At 47.7% G+C, this 26,013-nt stretch carries 19 protein-coding genes and 1 pseudogene; 4 read left to right on the top strand and 16 right to left on the bottom strand.

The genetic code is table 11. The features are described from left to right. Positions 1-12: 12 nt before the first annotated feature. From H8S65_RS04670 to gdhA, 3 genes are all read right to left on the bottom strand, one after another. Positions 13-777: a DUF6599 family protein gene (locus tag H8S65_RS04670; protein ID WP_186928852.1), complete on the bottom strand. Its 765-nt coding sequence runs from the start codon at positions 775-777 to the stop codon at positions 13-15. Then, positions 774-1,928: a DUF362 domain-containing protein gene (locus tag H8S65_RS04665; RefSeq protein ID WP_186928851.1), complete on the bottom strand. Its 1,155-nt coding sequence runs from the start codon at positions 1,926-1,928 to the stop codon at positions 774-776. Before H8S65_RS04665 ends, H8S65_RS04670 begins: the two co-directional genes overlap by 4 nt. 160 nt (positions 1,929-2,088) lie before the next feature. Beyond that, positions 2,089-3,423: an NADP-specific glutamate dehydrogenase gene (gene gdhA, locus H8S65_RS04660; protein WP_186928850.1), complete on the bottom strand. Its 1,335-nt coding sequence runs from the start codon at positions 3,421-3,423 to the stop codon at positions 2,089-2,091. A gap of 533 nt (positions 3,424-3,956) precedes the next feature. On the opposite strand from gdhA, the gene H8S65_RS04655 reads away from it, so the two are divergent. The 3 genes from H8S65_RS04655 (at position 3,957) to H8S65_RS04645 (ending at position 9,178) form a co-directional block, all read left to right on the top strand. Then, on the top strand, positions 3,957-4,523 hold the full coding sequence (locus H8S65_RS04655) for a hypothetical protein (RefSeq protein ID WP_186928849.1): 567 nt from the start codon (positions 3,957-3,959) through the stop codon (positions 4,521-4,523). 213 nt (positions 4,524-4,736) lie between these two features. Continuing rightward, on the top strand, positions 4,737-7,697 hold the full coding sequence (locus H8S65_RS04650) for a PEP/pyruvate-binding domain-containing protein (RefSeq protein WP_186928848.1): 2,961 nt from the start codon (positions 4,737-4,739) through the stop codon (positions 7,695-7,697). Between the two features lie 620 nt (positions 7,698-8,317). Next, positions 8,318-9,178, top strand: coding sequence for a hypothetical protein (locus H8S65_RS04645; RefSeq protein WP_186928847.1), 861 nt, complete (start codon positions 8,318-8,320; stop codon positions 9,176-9,178). A 77-nt stretch (positions 9,179-9,255) separates the two neighbouring features. On the opposite strand, the gene H8S65_RS04640 is transcribed toward H8S65_RS04645, so the two are convergent. Next, on the bottom strand, positions 9,256-10,251 hold the full coding sequence (locus H8S65_RS04640) for a metallophosphoesterase family protein (RefSeq protein WP_186928846.1): 996 nt from the start codon (positions 10,249-10,251) through the stop codon (positions 9,256-9,258). Between the two features lie 39 nt (positions 10,252-10,290). Beyond that, entirely contained in the window at positions 10,291-11,364 is a 1,074-nt protein-coding gene (locus H8S65_RS04635) for a metallophosphoesterase (protein ID WP_186928845.1), read from the bottom strand. A 92-nt stretch (positions 11,365-11,456) separates the two neighbouring features. Here H8S65_RS04635 and H8S65_RS04630 point away from each other — a divergent pair. Continuing rightward, a pseudogene (locus H8S65_RS04630) lies at positions 11,457-11,725 on the top strand (IS982 family transposase); the annotation flags it as partial. Positions 11,726-12,261: 536 nt separating this feature from the next. Here the strand turns inward: H8S65_RS04630 and H8S65_RS04625 are convergent. From H8S65_RS04625 to H8S65_RS04575, 11 genes are all read right to left on the bottom strand, one after another. Further along, complete coding sequence (locus tag H8S65_RS04625) at positions 12,262-13,002, bottom strand: nucleotidyltransferase family protein (protein WP_186928844.1); 741 nt, start codon at positions 13,000-13,002, stop codon at positions 12,262-12,264. Then, positions 12,999-14,429, bottom strand: a complete 1,431-nt coding sequence (locus H8S65_RS04620) for a RapZ C-terminal domain-containing protein (protein WP_186928843.1) — start codon at positions 14,427-14,429, stop codon at positions 12,999-13,001. Before H8S65_RS04620 ends, H8S65_RS04625 begins: the two co-directional genes overlap by 4 nt. A 196-nt stretch (positions 14,430-14,625) precedes the next feature. Beyond that, positions 14,626-15,960, bottom strand: a complete 1,335-nt coding sequence (locus tag H8S65_RS04615) for an NADP-specific glutamate dehydrogenase (RefSeq protein WP_186928842.1) — start codon at positions 15,958-15,960, stop codon at positions 14,626-14,628. Between the two features lie 172 nt (positions 15,961-16,132). Continuing rightward, on the bottom strand, positions 16,133-16,315 hold the full coding sequence (locus H8S65_RS04610) for a hypothetical protein (RefSeq protein ID WP_186928841.1): 183 nt from the start codon (positions 16,313-16,315) through the stop codon (positions 16,133-16,135). Positions 16,316-16,328: 13 nt separating this feature from the next. After that, positions 16,329-16,718, bottom strand: a complete 390-nt coding sequence (locus tag H8S65_RS04605; protein WP_186928840.1) for a putative signal transducing protein — start codon at positions 16,716-16,718, stop codon at positions 16,329-16,331. A gap of 29 nt (positions 16,719-16,747) precedes the next feature. Continuing rightward, complete coding sequence (gene hemG, locus H8S65_RS04600) at positions 16,748-18,124, bottom strand: protoporphyrinogen oxidase (RefSeq protein WP_186928839.1); 1,377 nt, start codon at positions 18,122-18,124, stop codon at positions 16,748-16,750. A 5-nt stretch (positions 18,125-18,129) separates the two neighbouring features. Next, a complete protein-coding gene (hemN, locus tag H8S65_RS04595) occupies positions 18,130-19,497 on the bottom strand; it encodes an oxygen-independent coproporphyrinogen III oxidase (RefSeq protein ID WP_186928838.1) in 1,368 nt (455 codons plus the stop codon). Continuing rightward, the gene (locus H8S65_RS04590; RefSeq protein WP_186928837.1) at positions 19,494-20,699 is read right to left on the bottom strand and encodes an MFS transporter; all 1,206 of its coding nucleotides are present in this window, start codon (positions 20,697-20,699) and stop codon (positions 19,494-19,496) included. The genes hemN and H8S65_RS04590 overlap by 4 nt, the downstream gene beginning before the upstream one ends. A 238-nt stretch (positions 20,700-20,937) precedes the next feature. Then, complete coding sequence (locus H8S65_RS04585; protein WP_186928836.1) at positions 20,938-23,019, bottom strand: TonB-dependent receptor; 2,082 nt, start codon at positions 23,017-23,019, stop codon at positions 20,938-20,940. A 3-nt stretch (positions 23,020-23,022) separates the two neighbouring features. Continuing rightward, a complete protein-coding gene (locus tag H8S65_RS04580; protein ID WP_186928835.1) occupies positions 23,023-25,347 on the bottom strand; it encodes a TonB-dependent receptor in 2,325 nt (774 codons plus the stop codon). Positions 25,348-25,431: 84 nt separating this feature from the next. After that, positions 25,432-26,010 (bottom strand): LuxR C-terminal-related transcriptional regulator, encoded by a 579-nt coding sequence (locus H8S65_RS04575; RefSeq protein WP_186928834.1) that lies wholly within the window; start codon positions 26,008-26,010, stop codon positions 25,432-25,434. Positions 26,011-26,013 lie beyond the last annotated feature (3 nt).

Here is a 26,013-nt window from a genome sequence, read left to right as displayed (position 1 = left end):
TGTTTGAGAACTTCAGAATCCGAATCCTCCGTGGTCATCCTGTTCAGTTTCTTTTTCGCAGCCTTTTATAAATAGGTAAGTCTCACCGGCCTTGAGAATGTCCGGAGCTGCAACCTTCTTTTTCAGTGTTTCGGTTTCTTTCGGATCGGTTACTTCTATCAGAGCCCGGTATCCTTTCGCCGGTCTGTCAGCTATGAACCAGACACCTGAATAGGTGATACCTTCCAGCAGGTTGGAAAGGGACATGCTTGTTCCCGATACGGAAATGGGGCCTCGTAGCAGTTTTAACTTTCCGGAATAGGGAAGGGTTATACCGAGGGTCTCCGGTATCCGGGGATTCCCGTTTTCTTCCATCGGTACATACAGGCGGATCAGTTCGTCCACTTTGCTTTGGGCGGCAGCGGAACCGGACGGGAATACGACAGATATATATTTGCTTCCTGCTACAGCCTGCAATTGATAAGGAGCCAGGCAATCAATGCAACCAAGCGTGTCTGCCCGGCTACATTTGAAGACATGCAGGGAGTAAATGCCGAAAGCATCTTCCGGTGTCGGCATTTCGTAAATATCGATCGTATATTCGTTCCCTTTATAAACGACATCCCGTGTAGTCAGTTTGCTAACGCCATATTCCAGGAATTGGTCCGCTCCTCCGTTCATAAAACCATACAGTCCTGTACCGGTAAAGACGCGTTCCCGCTTAATCTCCGGATCTTGTCCCCAAACAGTAAGAGGAATAAGGAGGAAAAACAGGAGTCCTGTCAGATATTTATTCATGCTTCCAAGTTTATTTCTTTGAGTTCTATTTTATCTTTGTCGGCAACACCTAATTGCAATTGCTGGGCTGTCTCCATATAAGCGCGGGCGCCGGCTTTCTCGCTATCTTGCAAGCCCTCTTCGATCCGTTTGGCAAGGACGATGTCATAACAAATCCGGTCGGTTGCGACAGGATCGGTCCCTACGACAAGCGTATTGTAATGACAGATAAACTGCGGGTTTGCAGCAGGGCCTCCGTCGAAACAGCCGGTCAGACCGTCGGCTATGTTGAGTACGACTTTATCCCGCAAAGGAGGGAAAGCGCAGGCATAGGCACATGTGTCGTGCCACATCAGTCCGTGAAGCCGGGCTGTGTTCGTTATGGAGCCGAAAGCCAGATTCTTCATGCAGACCGTGATGGTGGTTCCGGCATTTTTTATGACCGGGACATTGATGATCTTGGTAACCATTTCCGTGCATATACGGGTAAAGTAGGAATGTTTGCCCCCGTTTATCATGTAAGGCATGGTGTAAGCATCATATTCGCCTTCCAGGTCGACAAAGAAGGATTGGGACTTGTCGATCCGGCTTTCTCCGTAGAACTTACCTTCCTTATCGATATAACTGCCGTTTTCATCCTGGTATTCCGTCCCGATTATCTTGATCCCCGGATAGTTTTCTTCTGTAAAACCGGATTCTTTCAGGTCGGCTTCGCGCCTGTCCCAGATAATCAGGTTCTTTCGGGGAATACCCGTTTCTTCCAACTGTTTGACGATCGATCGAGTTACGGCATGGGACGTGGAAAGGAGTTTTCCGGCAATCGGATTCACCTTCAGTCCGATGATATCCTGCGGGCCTACCAGTTCGAGCCATGCATCGCGAAGGTTTGCTTTTCCGGTCAGGTTCAGCATGGAGGTTTTCAACATCTCGTAAGCGGCTGTTTCCGAAGGCTGGCCGTCAACGATACAAGCGGGATGATTGGTTTTAATCACTTTACCGGGATATTTGCCGGGCATGGAATGACTTGTCCGGGGAATGGCCGTAGCCTCGTCTATATTTGTTGCTGGCTTTTGCTTTACCGTATCTTGCAGGGGAGCTGCTTTTACGATTGGTGAAAGGGCGGCCGACATGCTTCCCAACGCGATAGAACGGAAAAAGTTTCTTCTTTGCATGGCATTATTCATTTAAAGTTAATTTTCATGGTGTTATCCAGGATATTATATGAGGCAAATGTACTGATTAATGGTGGAAAAACAAAAAAGGATGCCTGTAATTACAGGCATCCCCCTTCTCATAGACACACTTCTCTATGTATGTTGAATACACGTCGATCTACACGATACCCTGTGCCATCATCGCTTTGGCTACTTTCATGAAGCCGGCAATGTTTGCACCTTTCACATAGTTGATATATTGATCCTCTTTTCCGTGTTCGACACATTGCTGGTGGATAGCGCTCATGATCTGATGCAGTTTGGCATCGACTTCGGCAGCCGTCCAGGAAATATGCATAGCGTTCTGAGTCATTTCCAGACCGGAAGTGGCGACACCGCCGGCATTGACAGCCTTGCCCGGAGCAAAGAGCCGTTTGTGTTCGATGAACAGGTCGACAGCTTCGGCCGTACATCCCATGTTGGAGACTTCGGCTACGCATAATGTATTGTTTTCGATCAGCTTGCGTGCATCATCTGCGTCCAGCTCGTTCTGAGTGGCGCAAGGCAGTGCTATATCCACTTTCTGTTCCCAGGGTTTCTTGCCGGGATAGAAGGTTGCGCCGGGGAATTCTTCGGCGTAAGGAGCTACGATATCATTACCGGAGTTACGCAGTTCCAGCATATAATCGATCTTTTCGCCGGAAATGCCGTCCGGATCATAGATATAACCGTCCGGGCCGGAAATTGTGACGACCTTTGCACCCAGTTCGGTCGCTTTAGTGGCAGCTCCCCAGGCAACGTTTCCGAAACCGGAGATGGCGACAGTCTTACCTTTAATATCTATACCATGAGTTTCCAACATCTGGTGAACGAAGTAAAGAGCACCGAAACCGGTAGCTTCGGGACGGAGGATAGAACCGCCGAATTCCATACCTTTACCTGTGAACGTACCGGTATTTTCGCGAGCCAGTTTCTTATACATACCGTACATATAACCGACTTCACGTCCGCCTACGCCGATATCGCCTGCAGGAACATCGCGGTCCGGTCCGAGGTTACGCCATAATTCGAGGATGAACGCCTGGCAGAAACGCATGATCTCTGCATCACTCTTTCCGCGAGGAGCAAAATCGGAACCACCTTTACCGCCACCCATCGGCAATGTCGTCAAAGCGTTTTTGAAAGTCTGTTCGAATCCCAAGAACTTCAGGATGGACAGGTTGACAGAAGGATGGAAGCGGATACCGCCCTTGTACGGGCCGATCGCGTTGTTGAATTGTACACGATATCCCAAGTTAACTTGTATTTCCCCTTTGTCGTCTACCCAGGGCACACGGAAGGTGAAAATACGTTCCGGTTCAACCAGTCGTTCGATGATTTTAGCTTTCTCGAATTCGGGATGCTGGTTGTACACTTCTTCAATTGAAAGAAGAACTTCTTTTACTGCTTGCAAATACTCCTTTTCGCCCGGATGTTTTGCTTCCAGTGCTGATAAGATTACTTCTGTCTTCATAGTATATAATTTCTTTTTAAGATAACATTCTGTTTGCAAATGTAGGGAATAACCTGAGTTGGCAAAACATTTTGCTTACTTTTTGATAGTTGTTTTTTATGTTATTGAACAATGTTCTTCAAATCTTCTTCTGCGTATGTGTTCATTTTTCGTCCAATGCGATAATATTATAAAATAAATCACTGACAATTAATAGAATGATCGGTCTTATTATCAGCCATACAGTCTTATCAACATCGATTTTGTTGTCGGGAAAATCTATTTCTGTCTGGATTTTGACGAGAAAGTGGCTTTTGTCTTTGTAGCGGATAAGAACATGCAGGAGATTGCGGTGGATTACCATAGTTATAATGGTGATACGTTTAATGTCTTACGTAGCTTGGATACTATCAGGGAAAAGAATCTTTTGTGTTGGCCGGCAACACGATTTATCCGGTCGAGCCGGTAGGCGAGAATTATGGGCAGATGCGTTTTTTTGAATCTGCCTTTAAGGAGGATATGCTGGAAACCTTTTTTCCATCTTCTTTTCTTATATGGAGAATGTGGATGTTTTGTATCAAGACTATGAAGTAGAGTATTCCGCCACAGAGATTCAGACTTCTCCCATGCTTGTTATCGAGAAGGTGGATGCGGATAAGGCGTTGTACCTGCATGTCGACCATACCCTTACAGGGACAGATCTATCGATAGCGGAACGGTTCGATCTTACCTGGAAAGTATCGTTAGGGGTGAATCATAAAATTATCCTTAAACGGATTATCCGCCAACCGCTGGATCCGTTTATTGCCAGTTTGCATAAAACGATTCTGAGATATGCCCCGGATAAACAAGCGAAGAAGAATATCTATCAGGAAAATAACTTTTTTATCGTTCCGGCGGATACTGCCGGCCCGTTTCTGTTGCATGCGCTTCCTTCTCTGTTGAAGGATTTTGTGTTGGTCGGTGCTGAAAATCTACGTGAATATAAAGTTAAAGTAGTATCTCCGAAACTGAACGTGGCGTTTTCTTCCGGCATCGATTTTTTGGAAGGAGAGGCCAGTTTGAATTTTGAGGATGAGACGATATCTTTGCAACAGGTATTATCAGTTGGATACCTATAATGAAGAATTGTTGCGTTTGGTTTCTTCCGATCCGATCATTCGGAAGAATACTGTTCGCGGAGAAAAATATTTGCTGCCTGTGAAGTCCGGTTCTATCCAATTGGTGGTTAATCGCCTGAAGTCATTTGGATATTTGTTGTAAGGTGGCGTTTGAGGCGTTTGTCGTATCATATTTTTCCTTACATTTGGGGCAGTTAATTCTATCAAATCATCATGAGCGGAATACCGGACTTTAAGAACCTTGTGTTTAAAGACACATCATTCGCCAATCTAATGAATAAGCGTATATATAATGTATTGCTTATTGCAACAAAATACGATGCCTTCATGCTGGAAGACGACGGTCGTGTGGACGAGCAGATATTCAATGAATATACTTCTCTCAGCCTTCGCTATCCTCCCCGGTTCACGCAGGTGACGACGGAGGAGGAGGCGCTTGCCGAGTTGAAAGACCGCAACTTCGAACTGATCATCTGCATGCCGAATATGGATAACCGTGATATTTTCGCGGCGGCGACGGAGATCAAGATTCATTACCCCAATATACCGATCGTTGTCCTCACTCCATTTTCGAAAGAGGTGTCCAAGCGGATCGCGAACGAAGACCTGAGCGCGATCGACTATGTGTTCAGCTGGTTGGGAAATGCGGAATTGCTGCTTGCTATCATTAAGCTGATCGAGGACAAGATGAATGCTCCGGACGATACGGCCAGCGTCGGTGTGCAGATCATCCTGCTGGTGGAAGATTCCGTCCGTTTCTATTCTTCGGCTTTGCCGCACCTGTATAAGTTCGTGCTGGAACAGAGCCAGATGTTTGCCAAGGAGGCATTGAACGACCACCAGCGTACGCTGCGCATGCGCGGACGTCCCAAGATCAAACTGGCGCGTACTTATGAGGAGGCTGTCCGCATCTTCAACCAGTACCGGGATAATATGTTAGGGATCATTTCGGATATGAGTTTCATGCACGACGGGGTGAAAGATCCGTATGCCGGATATAAATTCGGACAATATATACGGAAGACAGGACTGATTATTCCTTTCGTACTCGAATCCTCTGAAGCGAACAATAGCGTGTATGCGCAGGAGTTAGGCGCTTCTTTTATCGATAAGAATTCCAAGAGCTATCCGCAGGATCTGAGGAAAAAGATTATGCAGCGTTTCGGTTTCGGCGACTTCGTCATCCTGAATCCTCAGACAAAGGAAGAGATCATGCGCATTAAGGATTTGAAAGATTTGCAAAAGAAGGTCTTTCAGATACCCGACGATTCGCTGGTTTACCACCTGAGCCGTAACCATTTCTCCCGCTTTTTCTATTCCCGTGCCATGTTTCCGCCGGCAGAAGTGCTGAAGCGTGTGGACGTGAGCGACTATAAAGATATGGATGAGGCGCGTAAGCTGATTTTCGACCTGATTGTACAGTACCGCCGGATGAAGAACTCCGGTGTTGTTGCGGTCTACCAGAAGGAGCGCTTCGACGAATACAGCAACTTCGCCCGTATCGGTGACGGTTCGTTAGGAGGAAAGGGCAGGGGCCTTGCGTTTATCGGGGCGATGGTGAAGCGTTATCCCAAGCTGGAACACGAACATTTTGCGGTGACCATTCCGAAGACGGTCGTGATCTGTACGGATATCTTCGACGAATTTATGGAGACGAACGAACTGTATCCGGTCGCTTTGAGCGATGTGGATGATGAGACGATCTTGAAATATTTCCTGCGTGCCAGCCTTCCGGCTCGCCTGATTGAAGACCTGATGGCGTTTTTCGATGTTGTCAAAAGTCCGATTGCCGTCCGGTCGTCCAGTCTTTTGGAGGATTCCCATTATCAACCGTTCGCCGGGATCTATTCTACCTATATGATACCCAAACTGGAGGATAAATACGATATGCTCCGTACATTAAGCGATGCGATCAAAGCAGTTTACGCTTCTGTGTTTTATCGTGACAGTAAGGCATATATGACAGCAACATCGAACCTTATCGACCAGGAAAAGATGGCGATCGTTTTGCAGGAAGTGGTCGGCAACCGTTATGACGATCGTTTCTATCCGACTATTTCAGGTGTGGCCCGTTCATTGAATTTCTACCCGATTGGTAATGAAAAAGCGGAAGACGGAATCGCCAATATCGCTTTAGGACTTGGCAAATATATCGTAGACGGTGGCCAGACTCTGCGCTTTTCTCCCCGCCATCCGCACAATATATTGCAGATGAGCACGATGGATTTCGCCTTGCGCGAGACGCAAACCCGTTTTTATGCGCTTGACCTGAAGAATCTGACGGAGCAGTTTTCTGTAGACGACTCGTTTAACCTGCTTCGCTTGAATCTGAAAGATGCGGATGGGGACGGCTCGTTGAAGTTTATTGTCTCGACTTACGATCCATACGATCAGATCATTCGGGACGGTTACTATCCCGGCGGTCGTAAGATCTTATCTTTTGTGAATATCCTCCAGCATGATGTTTTTCCCCTTGCCGATACGCTCGATCAGATTCTGCATGTCGGACAGGATGAGATGGGACGTCCTATCGAGATTGAGTTTGCGGTGAACATCGATCCTCAGAATCCCGGTTTCGCTACTTTCTACCTGTTACAGGTTCGTCCGATCGTAGATAACAAGGAGGTGATGGAGGAAGATTTGACGCTTGTGGCGCAGGAGGATACGATACTCGCATCGACCAGCGTCCTGGGGCATGGCATCGTGACGGATGTGCAAGACATTATATATGTAAAGACCGGAGCTTTCTGTTCTTCCAACAACCAGTTGATCGCTTATGATATCGAGAAGATGAACCGTCGGTTTACAGGAGAAGAGAAGAGTTATGTCCTGGTCGGCCCCGGCCGTTGGGGAAGCAGCGACTCTTGGTTGGGCATCCCGGTGAAATGGCCGCATATCAGCAATGCCCGCGTCATTGTGGAATGCGGACTGGAAAACTATCGCGTCGATCCGAGCCAGGGGACGCATTTCTTCCAGAATCTGACGTCATTCGGTGTCGGCTATTTTACAATCAACCCATTTAAAGGTGATGGCTGGTTCGATGAGGAATATCTGAACTCCTTGCCTGCCGTGGAGGAAACCGAATATCTCCGCCATGTCCGTTTCGACAAGCCGATCGTGATCAAGATGGACGGAAAGAAGAGTTTGGGAGTGGTGTTGAAACCTGAAAAGTGAGACTTCATTGTTGCCTTATTCTTAGATTATCCTCTAAATATCCCCTGGTTGTTTTATTTAATTAGGGTTCACACTGTTTGGTAGGCTCTGTAGATCAGCATGTTGCTGTGAACCCTGTGAATGCAAGATAAAAAAGGCGGGATTGACCGATAGGATTGGCTGATCGTAAACAGGTTTCACAGCCTTCACAACAAATAGCTGGTCATTAGCCTTTTACCGCCGTGAACCCTGTTTTTCTGTTTTTGTCATATAAGGGATCTGATTGGTTCCTGTCCCGTAAATATAGGTTATAGGCTAAAAAATACAGCCTTTAGCCTGTCCGGGAAAAGCCTGTAGGGTAGCAGGAAAAAGGTCGGCATCTATCCGGCAACCGATGCCGACCTTTTCGGGAAGCGACAGGCATCTATAGGAACAACTTCACATACGAAGTTTGATTCTGACAGACGCAGATTAAAATAAATAAACAAGGATTTTTTGACGCGGTTGCCCTGTTTTTTATGAGACTGGCATATAAATCGAAGATTTTATCGTAAGTTTGTGAAATAAGGAGACAAACAAGGGTGTTTTGACTCATTTTCTTCTTATAGTGTTTACATTTCCCTAATTATAAAATGAAAATTATGAAAGCAAAGTGTTTATTGGGATGGCTTGTAATGATGGTTTTGTTGACCTGTTTTTGTTCATGTAATGATGATGACAAAGGTGGTGCATTTGAGGTTGGTAAATCTGATGTCTTTGTGATGATGGACAATAAGGACAATATTCCCCTTTTCCCTCTTGAAGGGAATTACAAAGTGAAATCTTTGGATGAAAGTATTGCAACCGGTGAAATAAAGAAGACTGACAACGGGGATGCCAGTGTGGTTGTCACTCCCGTATCGAAAGGTAAAACTACATTTGTCATCTCTAACGGGATTGAAGAAAAGGAGGTGGATATAACTGTCGTCAATGCTTATATAGTATTCAATGTTGAGCGTGAATCCTTCTTATGTATGGCTGATAAAGATAAAAACGATGTTATAATGGCGGAGTTGAAAAAGGATCCTTTCCTGGGTCCGAAAAATGTTTTTATGCTGGTGAAAGATGAAGCCCAAACGATGTATCTGTTTGATAAGAAAGAAGATATTGAAGTAGATGAAACATTTAAGTCTGTTTCCAAAAGTCCATATAAATCTAAAGGTTCTTATGATATACTGAAATCAGGAGATAAGTTTTATCTGGTGCTGGAAGCCGGGAGCCGATCTTCTCGTTTTGAAATAGGAGGGAACGCGGAAGGGCAATCCATATTAAAGTCTTTTTTCAATCTGAATAGTTTGAAATCCGAAAATACCGTACCGGAACAGTTAGCTCAGATTGATTTGACGGAGGATTTGACAGAAGAGTATCATAATAAATTTCAAGGAGGAATTTCATCTGTTGAACATGGTTATACTTGCACAATATTATCAGAGAGAATGTATCGGTTGCCATTTGAGGAATAGTCGTTGTTGTTAAGAGAATAAAAAAGGGACTATGCGGAACAAGATGCATAGTCCCTTTTTTAGAAGAGATGGATGGATCAATCTTTCTTCTTGATAAAGTCCGCCGGGTAGTTTATCGAGTTGACGATCTCTCCGCCTTTCAGACGAATCCAAGTCTTAAAGTTTTTTTCGCCTTCGGTCATTTCGATCACGCGGGCACCGTTGCTCAGATTGTTGTACACCGTGTCGCCACCGGTGTAACGACCGTAGGCCAGTAAGATACCTTTCCAAAAAACAGCATAGTCGTCATCATGGTCGTGTCCGACAAATACACCTAAAATATCACCCATTTCTTTCATCGAAGCGAACATTCCGGAGTTGAGTTGCGGAGCGCAGGCTTTTTCCTTTCGTGTTCCGATCAAAATGGCTGTTTCGTCTGATGCAGCTTGGTTGTATTCCGGCAGGGCGATGTGGAAAAATGCCAACGAGGGCAGGGGAGTGCCACCGTTTTGTTTCGTGTATTTCGCGCTGTTTTCGCGATACCATTGGATCTGGTCGAATTTGATGTAATCGTAGCCGCCTATCCCTTTGATCTGTGAATATGAATGTGAGTCCAGGCAATACAGGATAGCTGCATCTTTCTTTCCATCGGACGATTTCAGGGGAAGAATAAAGTTGGTTGCCCCCACGACTCCGGCCACGGAATCGGTCAGGTTATAAGGAATCGTCTGTATGATATCGAATAACTGGGTACGGGTAAGTCCCTGTTCGTTGTCGTGGTTGCCGAATGTCACCCCGAACGGTATCTTGCGGTTGGCAGCTAAGTTCAGGATCGTGCGCATCCCTTCCTCTGCCGGCTGACCGTAGATGACATCTCCTGTGAATAACACCAGGTCCGGCTTTTCCGCATCTAACACTTCGTTGATGCGTTCGATGGAAATAGCTGACTTGGGATTTCCGTGAATGTAGTGTACGTCCGTGAACTGTACGATTTTGAATTTGCCGTCTTTGTTGAATTTCAAGTTTGGCTTCTGTGCGTAGCCTGGTTGCAGGCATCCGAGCACAAGTGAAAGGATGATAAGAAGTCGTTTCATCTTTAAATAGTTTTTGTTTATGTTTTGTTTATGAATTGTTTACTCGATTGTGATGTCGAATTGATCGTATGAATCTGTTCTCCATGCCTTTTCGGAAGTCAGGGGAGAAAGTGCGAACAGGGGAGAGAATGTTTTGATCTTGATCGTCTTCCCGTCTGGCATAAATTCCATGATGCGGAGCCAGCAGTCGCCTCCGTTACCATGCCATTGGCCGTCAGCGGTCTGAGCGTTGAACATCATTTGGGCTACATTCCTGCCTGTGCTGTTTTTGTCAGTTCGGAAGCTGACATTGCCCTTGTAGTCTGTTATCTCGCATTCATGTCCGCATATCACCATGCAGATGTTGGAGGAAGGATAGACCAGTTTCTGCCAGATTGCTTCTCCGTAATTGGCGGGCGATATTTTGTAGCCTTCCTTGATATGGCGCTTGGCTTCCGGAGACATATAGGAGTGTGTCAGCAGGATCACTTTATGATTTTTGTATTTGTCTTTATCGGCAACTTTTGCCGCCCATTCGATCGCCTCATCACGCGGAGCAAATTCGAGCGAGATGACTAATAGTTTTCCCCATGTGTCTGTCTCGAACTCATAAGCTGCATTTTCAAGAGTCGGAATCCCTTGGTAGTTCAGGCCTGTCTCGACCAGTGACTTTTTCCAGCAGCTATTCCGTTCGGAAGGGAAATAATCGGGAAGGTGGCAGAGACGGTTTTCTGCTTTCTCATATCCGTAATCGTGATTTCCGGTACAAACGACATAAGAGATTTTGTTGTCGAGCCGTTCGAATGCTCTGGATGCGGCCTGCCATTGTTCTTCGCTTGTTTGATTCCCGTTTACACCGTCCGGAATCCGTATCTCGTTCTGCTCAACCAAATCTCCGGTACATAGAACTCCTTTGACGTTCAGTGATTCGATGCTGTTGGCGATCCAGGCTGTCTGTAGCTCGAACAACGGCTGGTTGGCATCAAACTTGTTATAACTCTGCGGATCGGGTAGCAGAATCATGGAAAAAGAATTCTTGTCGGAGAGTTGAGGCCGGACAGGATAGATCTGAGCGGATGTACAAAATATATTGAGATGAATAATCGTCAAGATAAAAATAAGTTTTTTGTTCATGGCATATATTGATTATATTGTTGATTAAAAATGAGACACCGAATATAATGAATGTTTTTATCCGTTGGCAGAATTACAAATTTAAAAGATTTATGTTTAGAAAATTGTGCATATTATTGATATTTAGCAAATTAAAGGTGTTTAATCATATAGTTTACAATTATCGTATACACAACTTATATGCAATATTCGCAAAATTTCTCGACATCTGCAAGCAAATGGCCGGTGACTTGGTCAATGAACATGGTGATATGCCTCGTTGGGAACTGTCCCCTGGTTCTCAGACCTGGAAGTCATCGCACAGAATATGACATCCGAAGCTATTGGTATTGACAGCGAATCATTCTTTTTTGCCAAGTTACCGACTTTGATACGATTACTGCATCGGAAGAACCTATATCGCTCGTCCGGATCATTCGTGAATTGTACAATAACCCCGGTTTTGGCATTTCTCTATTTCGTTCAAAATTCCGGATCATTTTGGTTTGATAATTTTATGTTGTTTTTTCTGTTAAGCTGACAAATAGAAAAACAATATCTGCAGAAGATGAAAATATGCTGTTTTGGGGATAGCGAAAAGGAAAGAACGCTTACATATTGAAAAACCTTAACTTCCGGAGAATTGTCTGTAAAAAGAAAAGATTGGAAGTGTTCTGAATCTTTAAAAAGAGATCCGGCGCTTTATGGCTATGAAGACGGTCGTCATTAAAAAGATCACGGTCGTCGTTGCCGTGAGCTGCCGGGATGATAGTGTGTGAAGACGGTCGTCAGGGCAAAGAAGACCGTCTTCATTGTAAAAAACTGCGCACTTTATGGCAGAAGAGCCTTTTCAAGGGCAAAAAGCCCGAATCTAAAGCCATTTGTACAAGAATGTATTCCATTGTTAAATAAACAATATTATACAATAAGCGTCTGCATCCACTGTTCCGCCACCGCCAATGTTTCCGGTTTTCCGACGTCTATCAGATGAAGGTTTTCGTCTGCATAGGCATGGATATTGGTCTTTGCGCAGATGGACAGGTAGAAGTTGATGATGGAGAACTTTCCGGTCCATTCTTCCATATAGTCGAATATTTGGGGAGACAATACATGGATGCCGCTGAATGCATATTCGTTGTATTGCTTCGGATCAAAGTCCGGATAAAACGATTTGACTTCGCCGGTTTCATGATTATGCCAGCCACACAGTTTGTTTTCTTTATTGAATAGCAAATAGCGGGAAGTGTTGCGCTTGCTGACCAGCAATGTTGCCAAAGGAGTTGTTTCCAGATGGTGGTTGTAAAGTGCACGCAGATCGATGTTTGACATGATGTCGACATTATGCACCAGGAACGGTTCGTCTCCTTGCAGGAATGAGGCGGCATGCTTGATTCCTCCTCCGGTATCGAGCAGGTAATCACGTTCGTCGGATATATGGATTTCGATGCCGAAGTTATTGTTTGCCTTCAGGAAATCGATGATTTGATTCCCTAAATGGTGAATGTTGATGGCGATCTGGTGGAAACCGGCATCTTTCAATTTAAGGATTACATGTTCGAGCATAGGTTTTCCATTGATAGGAAGTAATGCTTTTGGGGTGTTGTCGGTCAACGGTTTGAGGCGTGTTCCCAAACCGGCTGCGAAAATCATAGCTTTCATAATATTGCGTTAAAGAGTTGTTCAATGTTTTGTTCCCTGTGTACGAGGTCTACCCGGACTCCGAACTTGGAATGAATATGTTCCGCCGTATGTTGGGCGGAGTAGACCGAACGGTGCTGGCCTCCCGTACAACCGAAACAAATCATCAGGTTGGTAAATCCCCGGTCCATATAACGTTTGACAGAAGCATCCACAATTTCGTAAGCATGATCGAGGAAGCGAGTAATCTCTCCGTCTTCTTCGAGGAAGCGGATTACCGGTTCGTCCAATCCGGTAAAATGGTTGTAACGTTCGTATTTACCAGGATTATTGATAGCGCGGCAATCAAAGACAAATCCACCGCCATTGCCACTCGGATCATTGGGGATTCCTTTTTTATAGGCAAAGCTGACAATCTTGACTTTGAGCGTATGCTTTTGGATGTCGTCATAGAATTGAGACAGATTCGTCAGATTCCGTAGTACGGTACATAAATAGGGATACTCCGGATAATTTTCTTTCAAAAGCTGCCGGAGGTTATCGATTGCAAAGGGAACACTTTGGATGAAGTGCGGTTTCTTTTCGAAATATCCCCGGAAACCGTAGGCTCCCAAGACCTGTAAAGTCCTGAAAAGAACGAAATGGCGTAATTGCCGGAAGAAATGCTTTTCGTCTATTTCCGTATACCCGCGTAGCGCTTGCAGATAGTCGGCAATCAATTCCTGTCTCAATTCAGCCGGATATTTGGCTTTCGCCTGCCAAAGGAAAGAGGCGACATCGTAGTAGATCGGGCCTTTGCGTCCTCCCTGGAAATCAATGAACCAGGGTTCGCCATCTTTTACCATCACGTTACGCGACTGGAAATCCCGGTACATGAATGTCGGCGTACAATCTTGCAGCAGGACATCGCTCATTTTCTGGAAATCATCTTCCAAAAGGTTTTCCTGGAATTCCATTCCGGTCGCTTTCAGGAAACAGTATTTGAAATAGTTCAGATCCCAGAGGATCGAACGTTTATTGAATTCGGGTTGGGGATAGCATTGGCTGAAGTCAAAATCTTCCGCACCCTTAAATTGCAAAGCCGGCAGAAGCGTGATCGTCTTATGCAGCAAAGACTTTTCTGTCTCGTCGAAGAAACAACTTTTCCGCCCTTTCTCGATTGCATTAAAGAGCAAGTCATCCCCCAAGTCTTCCTGGAGATAGAACGATTTATCATCCGACCAGCAATAAACCCGGGGAACGGGCAATCCTTTTTCCCGGAAGTGTGCGGCCATATAAATAAAGGCATTGTTTTCTTCTGTGGAAGTTCCGCTTACACCGATCAGGGAAACGGGACCTGACAATCTGAAATACCGGCGGTTAGATCCGGAAGAGGATAGTTCGGTTATCTCAGTTGCCGGCGAGCCGGTATGTGCCTGGTAAAGTTGTTTTAATTCTTCAGTTATCATGTCTTTTTATTTTCGGCACTAAGGTAAGATTAAATAATTGAAAATGGAGAATTGAAATTTGAAAATTAAGAGAGATTCCGGCAATAAAAAAGGGGGAGAAGCGTCTGTTGCCAGATCTTCTCCCCTTATTCAAATAATCATTAATCCCTATTTACAAATCTCGAATCAAGCTATTTTTCGATTTTTAATTCTTAAGTTAAAGAATGCCCTGTGCCATCATCGCTTTGGCTACTTTCATGAAGCCGGCAACGTTAGCGCCTTTTACGTAGTTTGTGTAACCGTCGGCTTGCTTGCCGTATTTTACACATTGTTCGTGGATATTCTGCATGATGCTTTTCAACTTTTCGTCTACTTCTTCGCTGCTCCAGCTCAGTTTCTGAGCGTTCTGGGTCATTTCCAGACCGGACACGGATACACCGCCGGCATTGGCAGCCTTACCCGGAGCATACAGGATTTTTGCTTCCAGGAATGCGTCGATTGCTTCGGGGGTAGAAGGCATGTTGGCTCCTTCCGATACGGCGATACAGCCGTTATCAAGCAGAGTCTTGGCATCGTCGCCAGTCAATTCGTTTTGAGTTGCACTCGGCATGGCGATGTCGCATTTTTCTCCCCAGGGGCGAGCGCCTGCTACATATTTGCAACCATATTGTTCTGCATATTCACGGATTCGGCCACGATACAGGTTTTTCAGTTCCATGATGTAATCTAATTTAGCGCGGTCGATGCCGTCCGGATCGTAGATGTAACCGTCCGAGTCGGACATTGTCACCACTTTAGCGCCGAGGCTGATCAGTTTTTCTACGGTATATTGAGCTACGTTGCCTGAACCGGAAACACAAACGGTCTTTCCTTTGATGTCGATTCCCTTTGTTTTCAGCATTTCCAGCAGGAAGTAAACATTGCCGTAACCGGTTGCTTCGGGACGGATCAATGAACCGCCGAATTCGCGTCCTTTGCCGGTAAATGTTCCCGTATTTTCCTGAGCCAGTTTTTTGTACATACCATACATATAGCCAACTTCACGTCCGCCTACGCCGATATCGCCTGCGGGAACATCCGTGTCCGGGCCGATATGACGCCATAATTCCAGTACGAAAGCCTGGCAGAAACGCATGATTTCAGCGTTTGATTTGCCACGCGGGCTGAAGTCGGAACCACCTTTGCCGCCGCCCATCGGCAGAGTTGTCAGTGAGTTTTTGAAAGTCTGTTCGAAAGCCAGGAACTTAAGGATCGACTGGTTTACAGAAGCATGGAAACGGATACCGCCTTTGTACGGGCCGATTGCATTGTTATGCTGGATACGGTATCCCATGTTGGTTTGGATCTGACCTTTGTCATCCATCCAAGTTACACGGAAGGAAAAAATACGGTCGGGGATACAAAGACGTTCGATCAGATTGCTCTTTTCGAATTCGGGATGTTCATTGTAAGCCTCTTCGATTGTTCCTAATACTTCTGAAACTGCCTGATGATATTCCGGTTCATTCGGAAATCTTCTCTTTAAGTTGTCTAAAACTTCACTTGCCTTCATAAGACTGATTTTATTTAGAATGTTATATTTATTGTATCAATTTGTAAATCGAAAGCCGTTTTTTAACGACCTCGCAAAGGTAAGCTAATATTTTATACAAACAAATATTTGAAAGAAAAAATGCATTAAAAATATCATTTAGGTATTTTAATTGGGTAAAAGTAACTAAATGTCACTCGTCTCTACGTCTTCTGCTCTTATAGATAGGGACGAACACAATGATAGCTGACGCTACCAGGGCGAAGATGATGTCGAATGTTATCTTTTCGCTGTATGCAAGCAGCATGTAGCAAAGAACGCCCCATAAAAGAGTTATGCATACCGCTTGACTATTTGTAATCTTTCTGCGTGCCATTGTTTACATTTGTTTAGTTGGATGAAACGAGTGAACCGAAGTAAATGACGAGAGCCAGAAACACGGCTACAAGGATAAAAAAAACGATGATTTGTCTTTCGAGCGGGAGGCGGCGGAGAAACGGAATATGACGCGCCCATCCGGAAACTGCTTGAATTTGTTCGACTTCTTCATCTTCTTTCGGGAACTCGTATCCGTTTGCTTCCATTATCTCCATGGCGCGGGGGACTTCGCTTTCGAGAAGTTCGACGCGAATACCGCCCATGTTAGCCGGGTACATGACCTGGCTCGTGTATTCGTTTCGCAGATAGCATTTGATTCCTTCCGATTTCAGGAGGGATTCGAGTATCTGTGCCTCTTCCGGTTCATAAAACCGGGCAATTTCAACTATTTTATCTTCCATATTATATATTGCGTAATGTGAATCATCATTTACTTGTTTATTAAATGATTTGCAATTTCTGTTGCCTGGCGGATGCGGTCGGCCATGCCGATGCCGCCTTTGATGTTACCGGCCAGTGTGAGACCTGGGTAACGGGCTTGCAGTTCGTCGATCGTTTCGAAGCGGGCGCCGCTGCTTTGTTCGTATTGCGGAATCGCATGTTTGTGGCGGAAGATACGGATCATGTCCGGTTCTGTCTCTTCCGGGAATTTCAGCATAGCATGAAGCTCGTGTCTGATAAGCGCCTTTAGTTCCTCATCCGGCCAGTCGGTCAGGCCGGCATGTTTTACACCTCCGATGAAGAAGGAGAAAAGAGCTCCCCCTTCCGGCGCCCGTCCGGCAAAGCAGGCGGATGGGAAGAGAATGCCGAGCACGTCTTTTTTCTCGCAGGAAGGAACAAGCCCGCCGAACGCATCGAAACGCAACCCACCGGTATTGCGGAAGCCGACACTGGCCTGTACGACCGGAGCATAGTGCAGGTTACTGATCCTATCCATCTTTTCTTCCGGGATGAAAGGCAGCAGGCCGGGCAATGTATAAGCGCCGGTGGTGGTGACCACCTGCCGGGCAATGATTGTCTGTTCGCCCTCGGCTGTCGAATAGGTGGCTATCCATTTGTCCGTATAAGGGCGGATGGTGACGTTGGCGGCCGAAAGTGTGATCTGTCCTGCACCGATCGTTTCGGCCAGCGCACCGGTCAACCGATCCAGCCCTCCGGTTGCGGAAAAGACTTTTTTGGTGGCAAGGCGGTCGCGGCTCGTTTTCGGTTGCCTGGCTTTCGCGATAGTGCCACGTATAAAGCCTCCGTATTGCTGCTCCAGGTTGTAGAGTTTCGGGAGAGCGTAACGGGTGACGAGTTTCATCGGATCGCCGGCATAGACACCGGAGAGGAACGGATCAACCGCGTAGTGCAGGAACGACTGTCCGAGGCGGCGGGCTGCCAATTCCCCGACAGATTCGTCCGGATTATTCCCTTTGGCTCGTAACGGCTCTCCGAGAATACGGAATTTGTCGCCGAGTGTGAACAGGGGAGTCGTGATCGCACTGAACAGTCCGGACGGGAGAGCGCGGAACCGGTCTCCTTTCCAGATCAGGCGGCGTTTGGATTCTTCGCGGGCAGTTTCCAACTTGCAGGCAGGAGAGAGGGCTGCGAAAAGCTCGGCGACTTCGGGATAGGAGACTACGCCGGTATTGGGGCCGCTTTCGTAAACGAAATCCTTTTCGCGGAACGTATGGATTTGTCCTCCTACGCGGTCCGACTTTTCGAGGATATGGATGTTTTTCCCGGCGCGGGTCAGCCAGAAGCCGGTTGTCAGTCCGGTCAGTCCGGCTCCGATAATTAAAATATCTGTCGATCGATGTTCCATCTCTGTCAGACCGGTTTAGAAAATGATTTATTAGTTCCGAGCATCAGCTTGTCGAGCGAAGCCGCTACGTTGCGGACGAAAAGCCTGCCTTCGGGTGTCATCCTTATTTGGTTTTTATCGAACTCGATCAATCCGTCATCCGCAAATTCACGGAGGCGCGTTTCGTCGTAGGCGGTTGCCTGCTTGATCGAGCGGGCGGGGATGGAAAGTTGTTCCGACAATTCGTTCCAGTCGATCCGGTAGTTGCACATCAGCATTTCGATTACCTCCCGTGTGACCTGTTCCTCCCGGCTTAGGAGATATCCTTTGGCAACAGGCAAGACGCCGGCTTCTATCTTTTCGATATATTCCATGATATTTTTTGTGTTCTGGGCGTATGCCGTTCCGAGCTGGCTGATCCCGGTCACGCCGAAAGCATAGACCTGGCCGGTAGTCCGGCGCGTGCAATATCCCTGGAAATTACGGTGCAGTTGCCCATTCTGCAAAGCTGTGTACAACTCGTCGTCTTTGCGGACGAAATGGTCCAGCCCGATCGGTTGGTAATCCGCTTCGCAAAGGATTTTGCGGGCCGCTTCGAACATCCGGCTCTTTTCGTCATCCGATGGCAATCCGGCTTTTGCCAATACCTTCTGCCGGGGAAAAGCCCAGGGCACATGCGCATACGAGAAGGTAACGAGCCGGTCCGGTTTCAGGGAAACGGCCCTTTCGATCGTTTCGGAAAAGCTCGCTTCCGTCTGGTGGGGCAAGCCGTAGAGAAAATCCATATTGATGCGTACTTCGCATGAACGCAGGGTTGCCACGATCTCTTCCGGTTGCAGTAGAGGGGCTTTCCGGTGCACGGTTCTCAGGACTTGTTCGTTGAAATCCTGTATGCCGATACTGAACCGGTTGAATCCGATTTTTGTCAGTTTGGCCCAATCACGTCCTTTCATCCAGCCTGGGTGGCATTCGATTGCTATCTCCGGTTTTGCGATCGAGTAGAACTCATTTAAAACATGTGCGTTCAACTCTTCCAGTTCGAGCGCAGGGAGAGAGGTCGGGGTTCCTCCGCCGTAATGAATCTGCGAGATTTTGCGTTTCTTGTCGAGCAGAGGAAGCACCAGGTCGATCTCCTTGTGCAGTGCCGCCACGTACCGGTCTATGATTTCCGGTTCCGGAGCGGCGTAGGAATTGCATCCGCAATAATGACAGAGGCGCAGGCAGAAAGGAATATGGAAATAGAAGGAAATAAATTCCGGCTGCTGGCGGTTGGATTTACGGATGGCATCCGCATAATCCCGGCTTGTGAATCCGTCATGGAAATAGTTGGCAGGCGGATAACTGGTATACCGGGGAACCGGCACATTGTACTTTTCTAAAAGTTCCTGTTTCATATCGTATTTGTCTCTTTTCTGAAAACCGTTATTATATAGATGAGGGATATCAGGGCGATGCTTGCCTCAAAGAAGAAGAGCCCGTGATAGCCCGTATGATCTGCAATTTTCCCACTCAGGATGGCCATCAACATGCCGCTGAGGTGCGTGATGACCGTCTGGATCGTGAAATCCGTCCCTTCGCGTCCGGGGCGGACACAGTCCATTGCGGTCGTATAGACCACGATCGTCGCCATCCCGTAGCTGCCCCACAGCAGGAAGATCCCGCCGTAGAGCAAGGCGGTCGTAGGATGTACGTACGAAAGTCCGAGGAAATAGAGTGTCGCTATCAAGACAAATACCGCAAACAGGATGCGTGCCCTGAAACGACCGATCCGGCGTACGATCATCCCTCCGGCAAACGAGGAGAGGAATCCGACGAATGTCCCCGCCACTCCGCTCATCACCCCGATTTCCTTCATGTCGTAGCCTAAGTCGACCAACCAGGGTTTCAACATGGCGAGCGTACCGATCAGGCCTGAATAGTAAAGGAAAAGGAAACCGATCTGTCTCCAGATGCTCCGGCGGGCGAAGAAATAGATCACATCGGCCTTTTTGGCTCGTTCATGCGTGTCTTTCGGTTGGATGCGGATGCCTTTGTTGAAAAAGAGCGGCAGAAGGGCGGCGATGACAAACAACGCCACGCAAGGCAACAGCCCGTTCCATCCGATCTGTTTGAAGAGCAGGAGCAAGACGCCGCCCCCGATCATCGAACCTCCGAAACTTCCCATCGACTGCATACTGTTTGCGAGGCTTTTGTCCTTCCGGTTGAAAGCGAGTACCGCCAACGCGTCGGTCGCGATATCCTGCGTGGCGGAAGCGACGAAGGAAACGATGATCAAGGCGACGATCGTATAGAAATCCGTATGGAAATCAAGGAAAGCAACGGCAAAGATCAGGCCGGCGTAAATCAGTTCGGAAGAAAAAATCCACCGTTTATAATCGCCCGTCGTCACGGCGTGGCGGTCTACCAACGGCGACCAGAGGAATTTCAGTATCCAGGGCAGCTTGATTAGCTGGAGAAGCCCGATGGCCGAGAGCGAAAAGTTTTCCTGCCGCATCATGACGGGGATAACGGTGGAAAAGAAACTCATCGGGATCGTCTGCGCAATGTAGAGGCAGAAGAAGGTCGCGAGGTTGTATGTTTTGTCTTTCTGTATCATGCAAATGTTTTTTTTATTTTTCCGTCCGGCAATGAGGCCGGAATTTCCCTGGAGACCATTTCCGGGCGGCAAAGTGTCCAAAAAATAAAATTGGACGTTTTGTCGTCCGGCAAAGCCTTCAAAAATATTTTTTGGCCTCTTCGCGTCCGACAAAGTGCCGAGGGAAAAAAATGAACGTTTTGACGTCCGACAAAGTGTCCAAAAAAAAATTTTGGCCGTTTTGTCGGAGTTTGTTATTTCAAAAACTCAGCAGTACGTTTCCTCCGATCGTGAACGGCCGTCCTTTTTGTGCCAGGCCCTTTCCGCCTGTCTCGAAATAGAAAGCCGAATAGTCTGCCCCGGTCATATTTTTCGCCCAGATTGCAAAGGTAATAAATTCTTTTGTTGCAGACACTTTTGCATTCAACAGTCCGTAGTAAGGTTGCGAAACTTTGTTGTCTTCTTTCCATTGGATGCGTCCTGTCCCGGTGTAGTTAGCGCTGATCGTGAAGCGATCGATGTGGCGGCAAGGGTTCGGGATCGTATAATCGGCTCCGACGGCAAAGGTGTGGCGCGGGACCATCGGCAGGAAATTGCCGCTGTAGTCGATGCCTCGCCGTTCGTCCTTGTAATCTTTGAAAGTGGCATGCGTAAAGCCGTAGTTCACCTGCACCATCAGCCCGTTGACCGGATTTCCTTGCAGGCTGACCTCGACGCCTTTGCTCTCGCTGTGCCCGGCGTTGCGCAGGAACTGTCCGTTCTGGGTGGCGAGCATCTGGTAAATCTGCTGGTTCTTCCAGTCGATCCAGAAAAAGCAGAACTCGGCGTTCAGGCGGTTGTCGAGAAACGGGTGCTTGGCTCCCAACTCGTAGTTCCAACTGGTTTCAGGGCGGAACGTGCGGTCTTCCTCGCGATCGAAGGAGGTGTTGAAGCCGCCTGTCTTATATCCCTTCGTCACGGTGGCGTAGAGCATGCCGGTAGAGGGGAACATATATTGCAGGGCGATCTTCGGCGTGACCTGGCTGAACTTGAGCCGGCTGTCGAAAGCGTCCATCTGCTCGCTGCTGCCGCCTGTTTCCTTATAGAAAAGGAAATCGTTGGAGGCATGCTCGTAGTCGTACCGGATGCCGAAGGTCAGCGACAGGCCGCGTGTCAGCAGGTTGTCCACGGTGGACTGGTGGTAGAAGGCGACGCCGTAGGTCGGGATGTCGTACAGTTTGCGCGTCGTGTAGGCTTTCGCAAGATAATCGAGGATGACGGTATTGTCGACCCCCTGCCAGAAACCGAAAGCGCCGAACAGCCATTTGTAGCGTCCGGAGGTAGTCGATTTGATGTTCACTTCTTCGGAAAACATCCTCTGCTTCATATCCTGGCGGGCAAAGTAGATGCTTTGGGGGGAGAAGTCCTGATCGATCCCTTGATGGTCCGAAATATATTGGAAGGCGGTCCGGCTGTTGATGCTGTAGCCATTCCCCTGGTAGTCGGCGGAGAACCCGGTCGTCGAAAGCGTCCGTTTATAGAAACTGTAGTCGTTGTAGTTGACCTCGCCCGGCTTGTGCGTGGCCGAATCGCAGACGGCATAGGGATAGCCGCCCTGGTTCGAACGGTCGAACGAACTCATCAGTCCGAGGGAAAGGTTCTTTCCCGGTTTCCACTCCAGGCGGATGCGGGCGGAGCCTGACTTCATATCGTCCGCTTTCTTATCCGTAAACAGATTGGTGAAATAGCCGTCGCTGTTCTGGAAGTCGCCGGAGATGGCATATCCGAACTTTTCGCCGATCTTTTTATAGTGGGAGAGGGCATAGTTGCGGTTGCCGTAGTTGCCGTTGGAGAGCCGGATGTTCATCCCTTCATATTTCAGAGGCGATTTCGTATAAACATTGATGATGCCGCCCATCGTGTTACGGCCGTAGAGCGTTCCCTGCGGACCGCGCAAAACCTCGATCCTGTCCACCTCGTTGAAGTCAAAATCGAAAGCCGATTTTTCAAAATAGGGGATGCCGTCCACATACAGCCCGACCGAGGGTGAATTGATTTTCGACCCGATCCCGCGGATATAAACCGGAGAGGTCAGCTTCGATCCGTAATCCGGCATGAAAAGGTTCGGAATAAAGGAACTGAATTCTTTGATCCCCGTGATATTCCGGTTCTGGATCGCCGTTCCTGTCACGGCTGAGGCCGACAGGGGTTCCAGCCGGAGGTCCCGCTGTTGCTTGAACGACTGCACCACCACTTCGTTCAGTTCGACGTTGCGGATCTTCGACGTGTCTTTTTCGATCTCTTCCCCTCTTGCCGTGTATGTCAGGCAGAGTAGTATCGGGAGGTAATATAATGGTCTCATGTATTAAAATGTAACGGTGATTTCGCCTCCGATCTGGAAAGGTTTGCCTTTCTGGATGAATGACTGGTTGAACGATTCGAAATAGAACGCCTGATAGTTTGTGTTCGTTATGTTGCGGCTCCACAGGTTCATGTTGACGATCCCCTTACGGACGCCCACTTTGGCATTGAGCAGGCCGTAGAACGGCTGGCTGATGTCGTTCTTCTCCGTCCAGAAAATCTTGCCGGCCCCGGTGAACTGGGCGGATGCGATAAACTGGTCGATCATTTTCCGATGGAACAGCTTCGTGTACTGCAATCCTAAGCTGACGGTGTGGCGAGGCGTGTAAGGAATGAAATTATCCTTGCAGTCCGTTTCCACGATCTGGCTGTTCTCGTCTTTGTCCGTGAAGATGTAATCGCGGAAAGTGGCGCGGGTAAACCCGTAGTTGAGGTCAGCCGTAAGTCCGTCCATGATCCGGCCGCGCAGGCTCAGTTCCACGCCGTAGCTATTCGCCTTTCCTCCGTTGGTGATCAGGCGCCCGCTGCCGTTTTCGGCAAAGCTGGTCAACTGGATGTCGCGGATGTCCATGTAGAAGAGTGTCAGTTCCGCGCTCAGCCTGCCTTGGATCAATTCGCTGCGGATGCCGGCTTCGTAATTCCAACTGTGTTCCGGTTTGTAGGAAGCGACGTTTTTTACCTCTTCCGGCTGCTCGGCTTTGTCGGGTGCGAACTTCGACATTAATTCGTATTTTGCCTGCGCCTGGACGAGGTCGCCGAACATCTGCACGTTATATCCTCCTGTCTTGTACCCTTTGGCGACCGAGACATATGTGAATGTTTCGGGTGTGCACTGGTAACGGAGCGAAACCTTCGGCAAGACCTGCAGGAAATCTTGTGAGATCTTGCCGTCCATAGTCGTCGTGACCGGGAGCGTCATCTTTATCGGTCCCATCTGTGCGCCTATCTTCATGCTGTCTACAGCCGAGTGATAGTCCAGGCTGGCCTTCTCGTAGTCCAGACGGATGCCGGCGGTGATGGAAAGGCCCTCGACAAAAAGGTTATTGTAGGTCGATTGATGGAAAGCGGCAAAGCCGTGAGTCGGCGTGTCGAAGTTTCCGGGGAAATAGATCTGGTTAAGCTCGTCTCCCTGGACGGTCAGTTTCGGTGCTTTCGGGTTATTTGCCAGTATGTCGTCGAACGCTTTCTGCAAAATGCCTGTCAGACCGTCTTTCTTGAAGATCACGGGACCGTCCGTATTCAGGCTGTTATAGAAACCGTAAGCGCCGAAGCTCCATTGGTAATTGCTTTTCGTGTTGGATTTGATCGCCAGTTCTTCGCTCCAGGCATATTGTTTCTGCTTTTGGTGGAGGGTGAAAACAGACAGTTCCGTGTAGTCCTGGTCCATCTTCATATCGTCTTTCAAATACTGGTAAGCCGTGGTGGAGGAGAGGATGAAGCGGTCCGTTTTCCATTCCAGGTACAAGCTGTTGTTCAGCGTACGGCGCCAGTAGGAACTCGGATCGTTGATGCGGATCGGCTCTACGGTTCCGGTTTGCGGGTCGTACCTGCCGTAAGGGAAGGCTTTTTGGGTAACATAGTCATAGTTGAATGCGTATTGCGCTTTCAAATGGTCCGTGATATGCCAGTCCAGCTTGAAACGACCGCCTGCCGATTCCTCCTTATCTGCCTTTGTGCCGTTATATTCGTTGATGAAAAAGCCGTCGTTCCGGTCGTAATACCCGCTTAGCGAGATCCCGACGTTTTCTCCGATCTTGCTGTATTGGGACACTTTGGCCTTTGCCGCCCCGTAATTCCCCATCGACATCGTGATTTTGGTCCCCTGGTAATTGAAGGGGGAGAGGGTGTAGATGTTGACGATGCCTCCCATCGCATTACGTCCGTAGAGGGTTCCCTGCGGGCCTCGCAAAACCTCGATGCGCTGGATGTCGTTCAGCTCGAAATCGAAAGCGCTTTTATCCAGGTAGGGGACGTTATCGACATAGAGTCCGATGGATTGCCCGCTGCTACGTGCTCCGATTCCACGTATATAAATGGCGGAAGTCATCTTTGAACCGTAGTCCGGCATATACAGGTTGGGGACGAATGCGCTGATATCCTTGAGGGCGTCTATCTGCCTGGCTGCTATCGCTTGGGGCGAGAGGATGGAAACGGCTCCCGGAAGCATACGAAGGTCGTTCGTTTCCTTTGTGGAAGAAGTGACGATCACCTCGCCTATATTATAGGTCCTGATCGTGTCGTTCACATTTTCATTCACTCTTTCGGCTTTAACAGAATGCAGGCATATAAGCAATCCTGCAACAAGGACGTACGGATAGCGTTGATTCATCGTATTAATTGTAAACTATTAGTATTTTACGATTGCAAAGAAACGGTAAAGATGAATGGGAGTCAATCACTATATGTAGTGATTTTAAAGCTCGATGTCGTCGCCTGAAATAATGCCGTTCATAATGGCATAGAAGGTAAGTCCCGAAACGGTTTTAATACCGAGCTTGGCGGTGATGTTCTTGCGGTGGCTGAGGACAGTGTTAAGGCTGATGTTCAACTTGTCTGCAATTTCTTTATTGGTACTGCCTTTGACGATTAGTTGGAGGACATCCGTTTCACGGGTGGACAGTTCTTTGTTGTTTTCATTGGAGGTACTACTGCCGTCTCCCGCAAAGAGTTGTTCCAACTGTTCGATGATGATTTCTTGTGAGGCTTTTATCGTGATATGGTTGGTTGCCGATAGCCCTCCTTCACCTTCGGCCCCGTCGATCAGAACCATTGTTTTACTGCGGCGGGGAAGGAAAAAGTCTGCATAAAGTACAAATAATGCGGCATTTGTAAAATAGTAATCGAACGTATCGTTGCCGGAAGTCGATAATGCCTCGAATGTCGGATAATGACTGATTACTACCGGCGGGAAATAGTCGGTCAGCATACTTTGCAAACCGATGCTCTGTAACGTGTCGGGTAATATAATCGCTATTTGCTTGTTACGATGCATCCG

This window comes from Parabacteroides hominis (assembly GCF_014287585.1).
GTDB classification, from domain to species: Bacteria; Bacteroidota; Bacteroidia; order Bacteroidales; family Tannerellaceae; genus Parabacteroides; species Parabacteroides hominis.
This window is presented reverse-complemented; position numbering and strand designations above follow the sequence as displayed.

What these genes read in the sequence shown, in the direction of transcription:
- H8S65_RS04580 (WP_186928835.1), bottom strand. Translation starts at nt 25,347, where the DNA reads ATGAATCAACGCTATCCGTACGTCCTTGTTGCAGGATTGCTTATATGC.
- H8S65_RS04665 (WP_186928851.1), bottom strand. Translation starts at nt 1,928, where the DNA reads ATGCAAAGAAGAAACTTTTTCCGTTCTATCGCGTTGGGAAGCATGTCG.
- H8S65_RS04615 (WP_186928842.1), bottom strand. Translation starts at nt 15,960, where the DNA reads ATGAAGGCAAGTGAAGTTTTAGACAACTTAAAGAGAAGATTTCCGAAT.
- H8S65_RS04670 (WP_186928852.1), bottom strand. Translation starts at nt 777, where the DNA reads ATGAATAAATATCTGACAGGACTCCTGTTTTTCCTCCTTATTCCTCTT.
- gdhA (WP_186928850.1), bottom strand. Translation starts at nt 3,423, where the DNA reads ATGAAGACAGAAGTAATCTTATCAGCACTGGAAGCAAAACATCCGGGC.
- hemN (WP_186928838.1), bottom strand. Translation starts at nt 19,497, where the DNA reads ATGAAACAGGAACTTTTAGAAAAGTACAATGTGCCGGTTCCCCGGTAT.
- H8S65_RS04650 (WP_186928848.1), top strand. Translation starts at nt 4,737, where the DNA reads ATGAGCGGAATACCGGACTTTAAGAACCTTGTGTTTAAAGACACATCA.
- H8S65_RS04645 (WP_186928847.1), top strand. Translation starts at nt 8,318, where the DNA reads ATGAAAGCAAAGTGTTTATTGGGATGGCTTGTAATGATGGTTTTGTTG.
- H8S65_RS04655 (WP_186928849.1), top strand. Translation starts at nt 3,957, where the DNA reads ATGGAGAATGTGGATGTTTTGTATCAAGACTATGAAGTAGAGTATTCC.
- H8S65_RS04575 (WP_186928834.1), bottom strand. Translation starts at nt 26,010, where the DNA reads ATGCATCGTAACAAGCAAATAGCGATTATATTACCCGACACGTTACAG.
- H8S65_RS04590 (WP_186928837.1), bottom strand. Translation starts at nt 20,699, where the DNA reads ATGATACAGAAAGACAAAACATACAACCTCGCGACCTTCTTCTGCCTC.
- H8S65_RS04625 (WP_186928844.1), bottom strand. Translation starts at nt 13,002, where the DNA reads ATGAAAGCTATGATTTTCGCAGCCGGTTTGGGAACACGCCTCAAACCG.
- H8S65_RS04585 (WP_186928836.1), bottom strand. Translation starts at nt 23,019, where the DNA reads ATGAGACCATTATATTACCTCCCGATACTACTCTGCCTGACATACACG.
- H8S65_RS04605 (WP_186928840.1), bottom strand. Translation starts at nt 16,718, where the DNA reads ATGGAAGATAAAATAGTTGAAATTGCCCGGTTTTATGAACCGGAAGAG.
- H8S65_RS04620 (WP_186928843.1), bottom strand. Translation starts at nt 14,429, where the DNA reads ATGATAACTGAAGAATTAAAACAACTTTACCAGGCACATACCGGCTCG.
- hemG (WP_186928839.1), bottom strand. Translation starts at nt 18,124, where the DNA reads ATGGAACATCGATCGACAGATATTTTAATTATCGGAGCCGGACTGACC.
- H8S65_RS04635 (WP_186928845.1), bottom strand. Translation starts at nt 11,364, where the DNA reads ATGAACAAAAAACTTATTTTTATCTTGACGATTATTCATCTCAATATA.
- H8S65_RS04610 (WP_186928841.1), bottom strand. Translation starts at nt 16,315, where the DNA reads ATGGCACGCAGAAAGATTACAAATAGTCAAGCGGTATGCATAACTCTT.
- H8S65_RS04640 (WP_186928846.1), bottom strand. Translation starts at nt 10,251, where the DNA reads ATGAAACGACTTCTTATCATCCTTTCACTTGTGCTCGGATGCCTGCAA.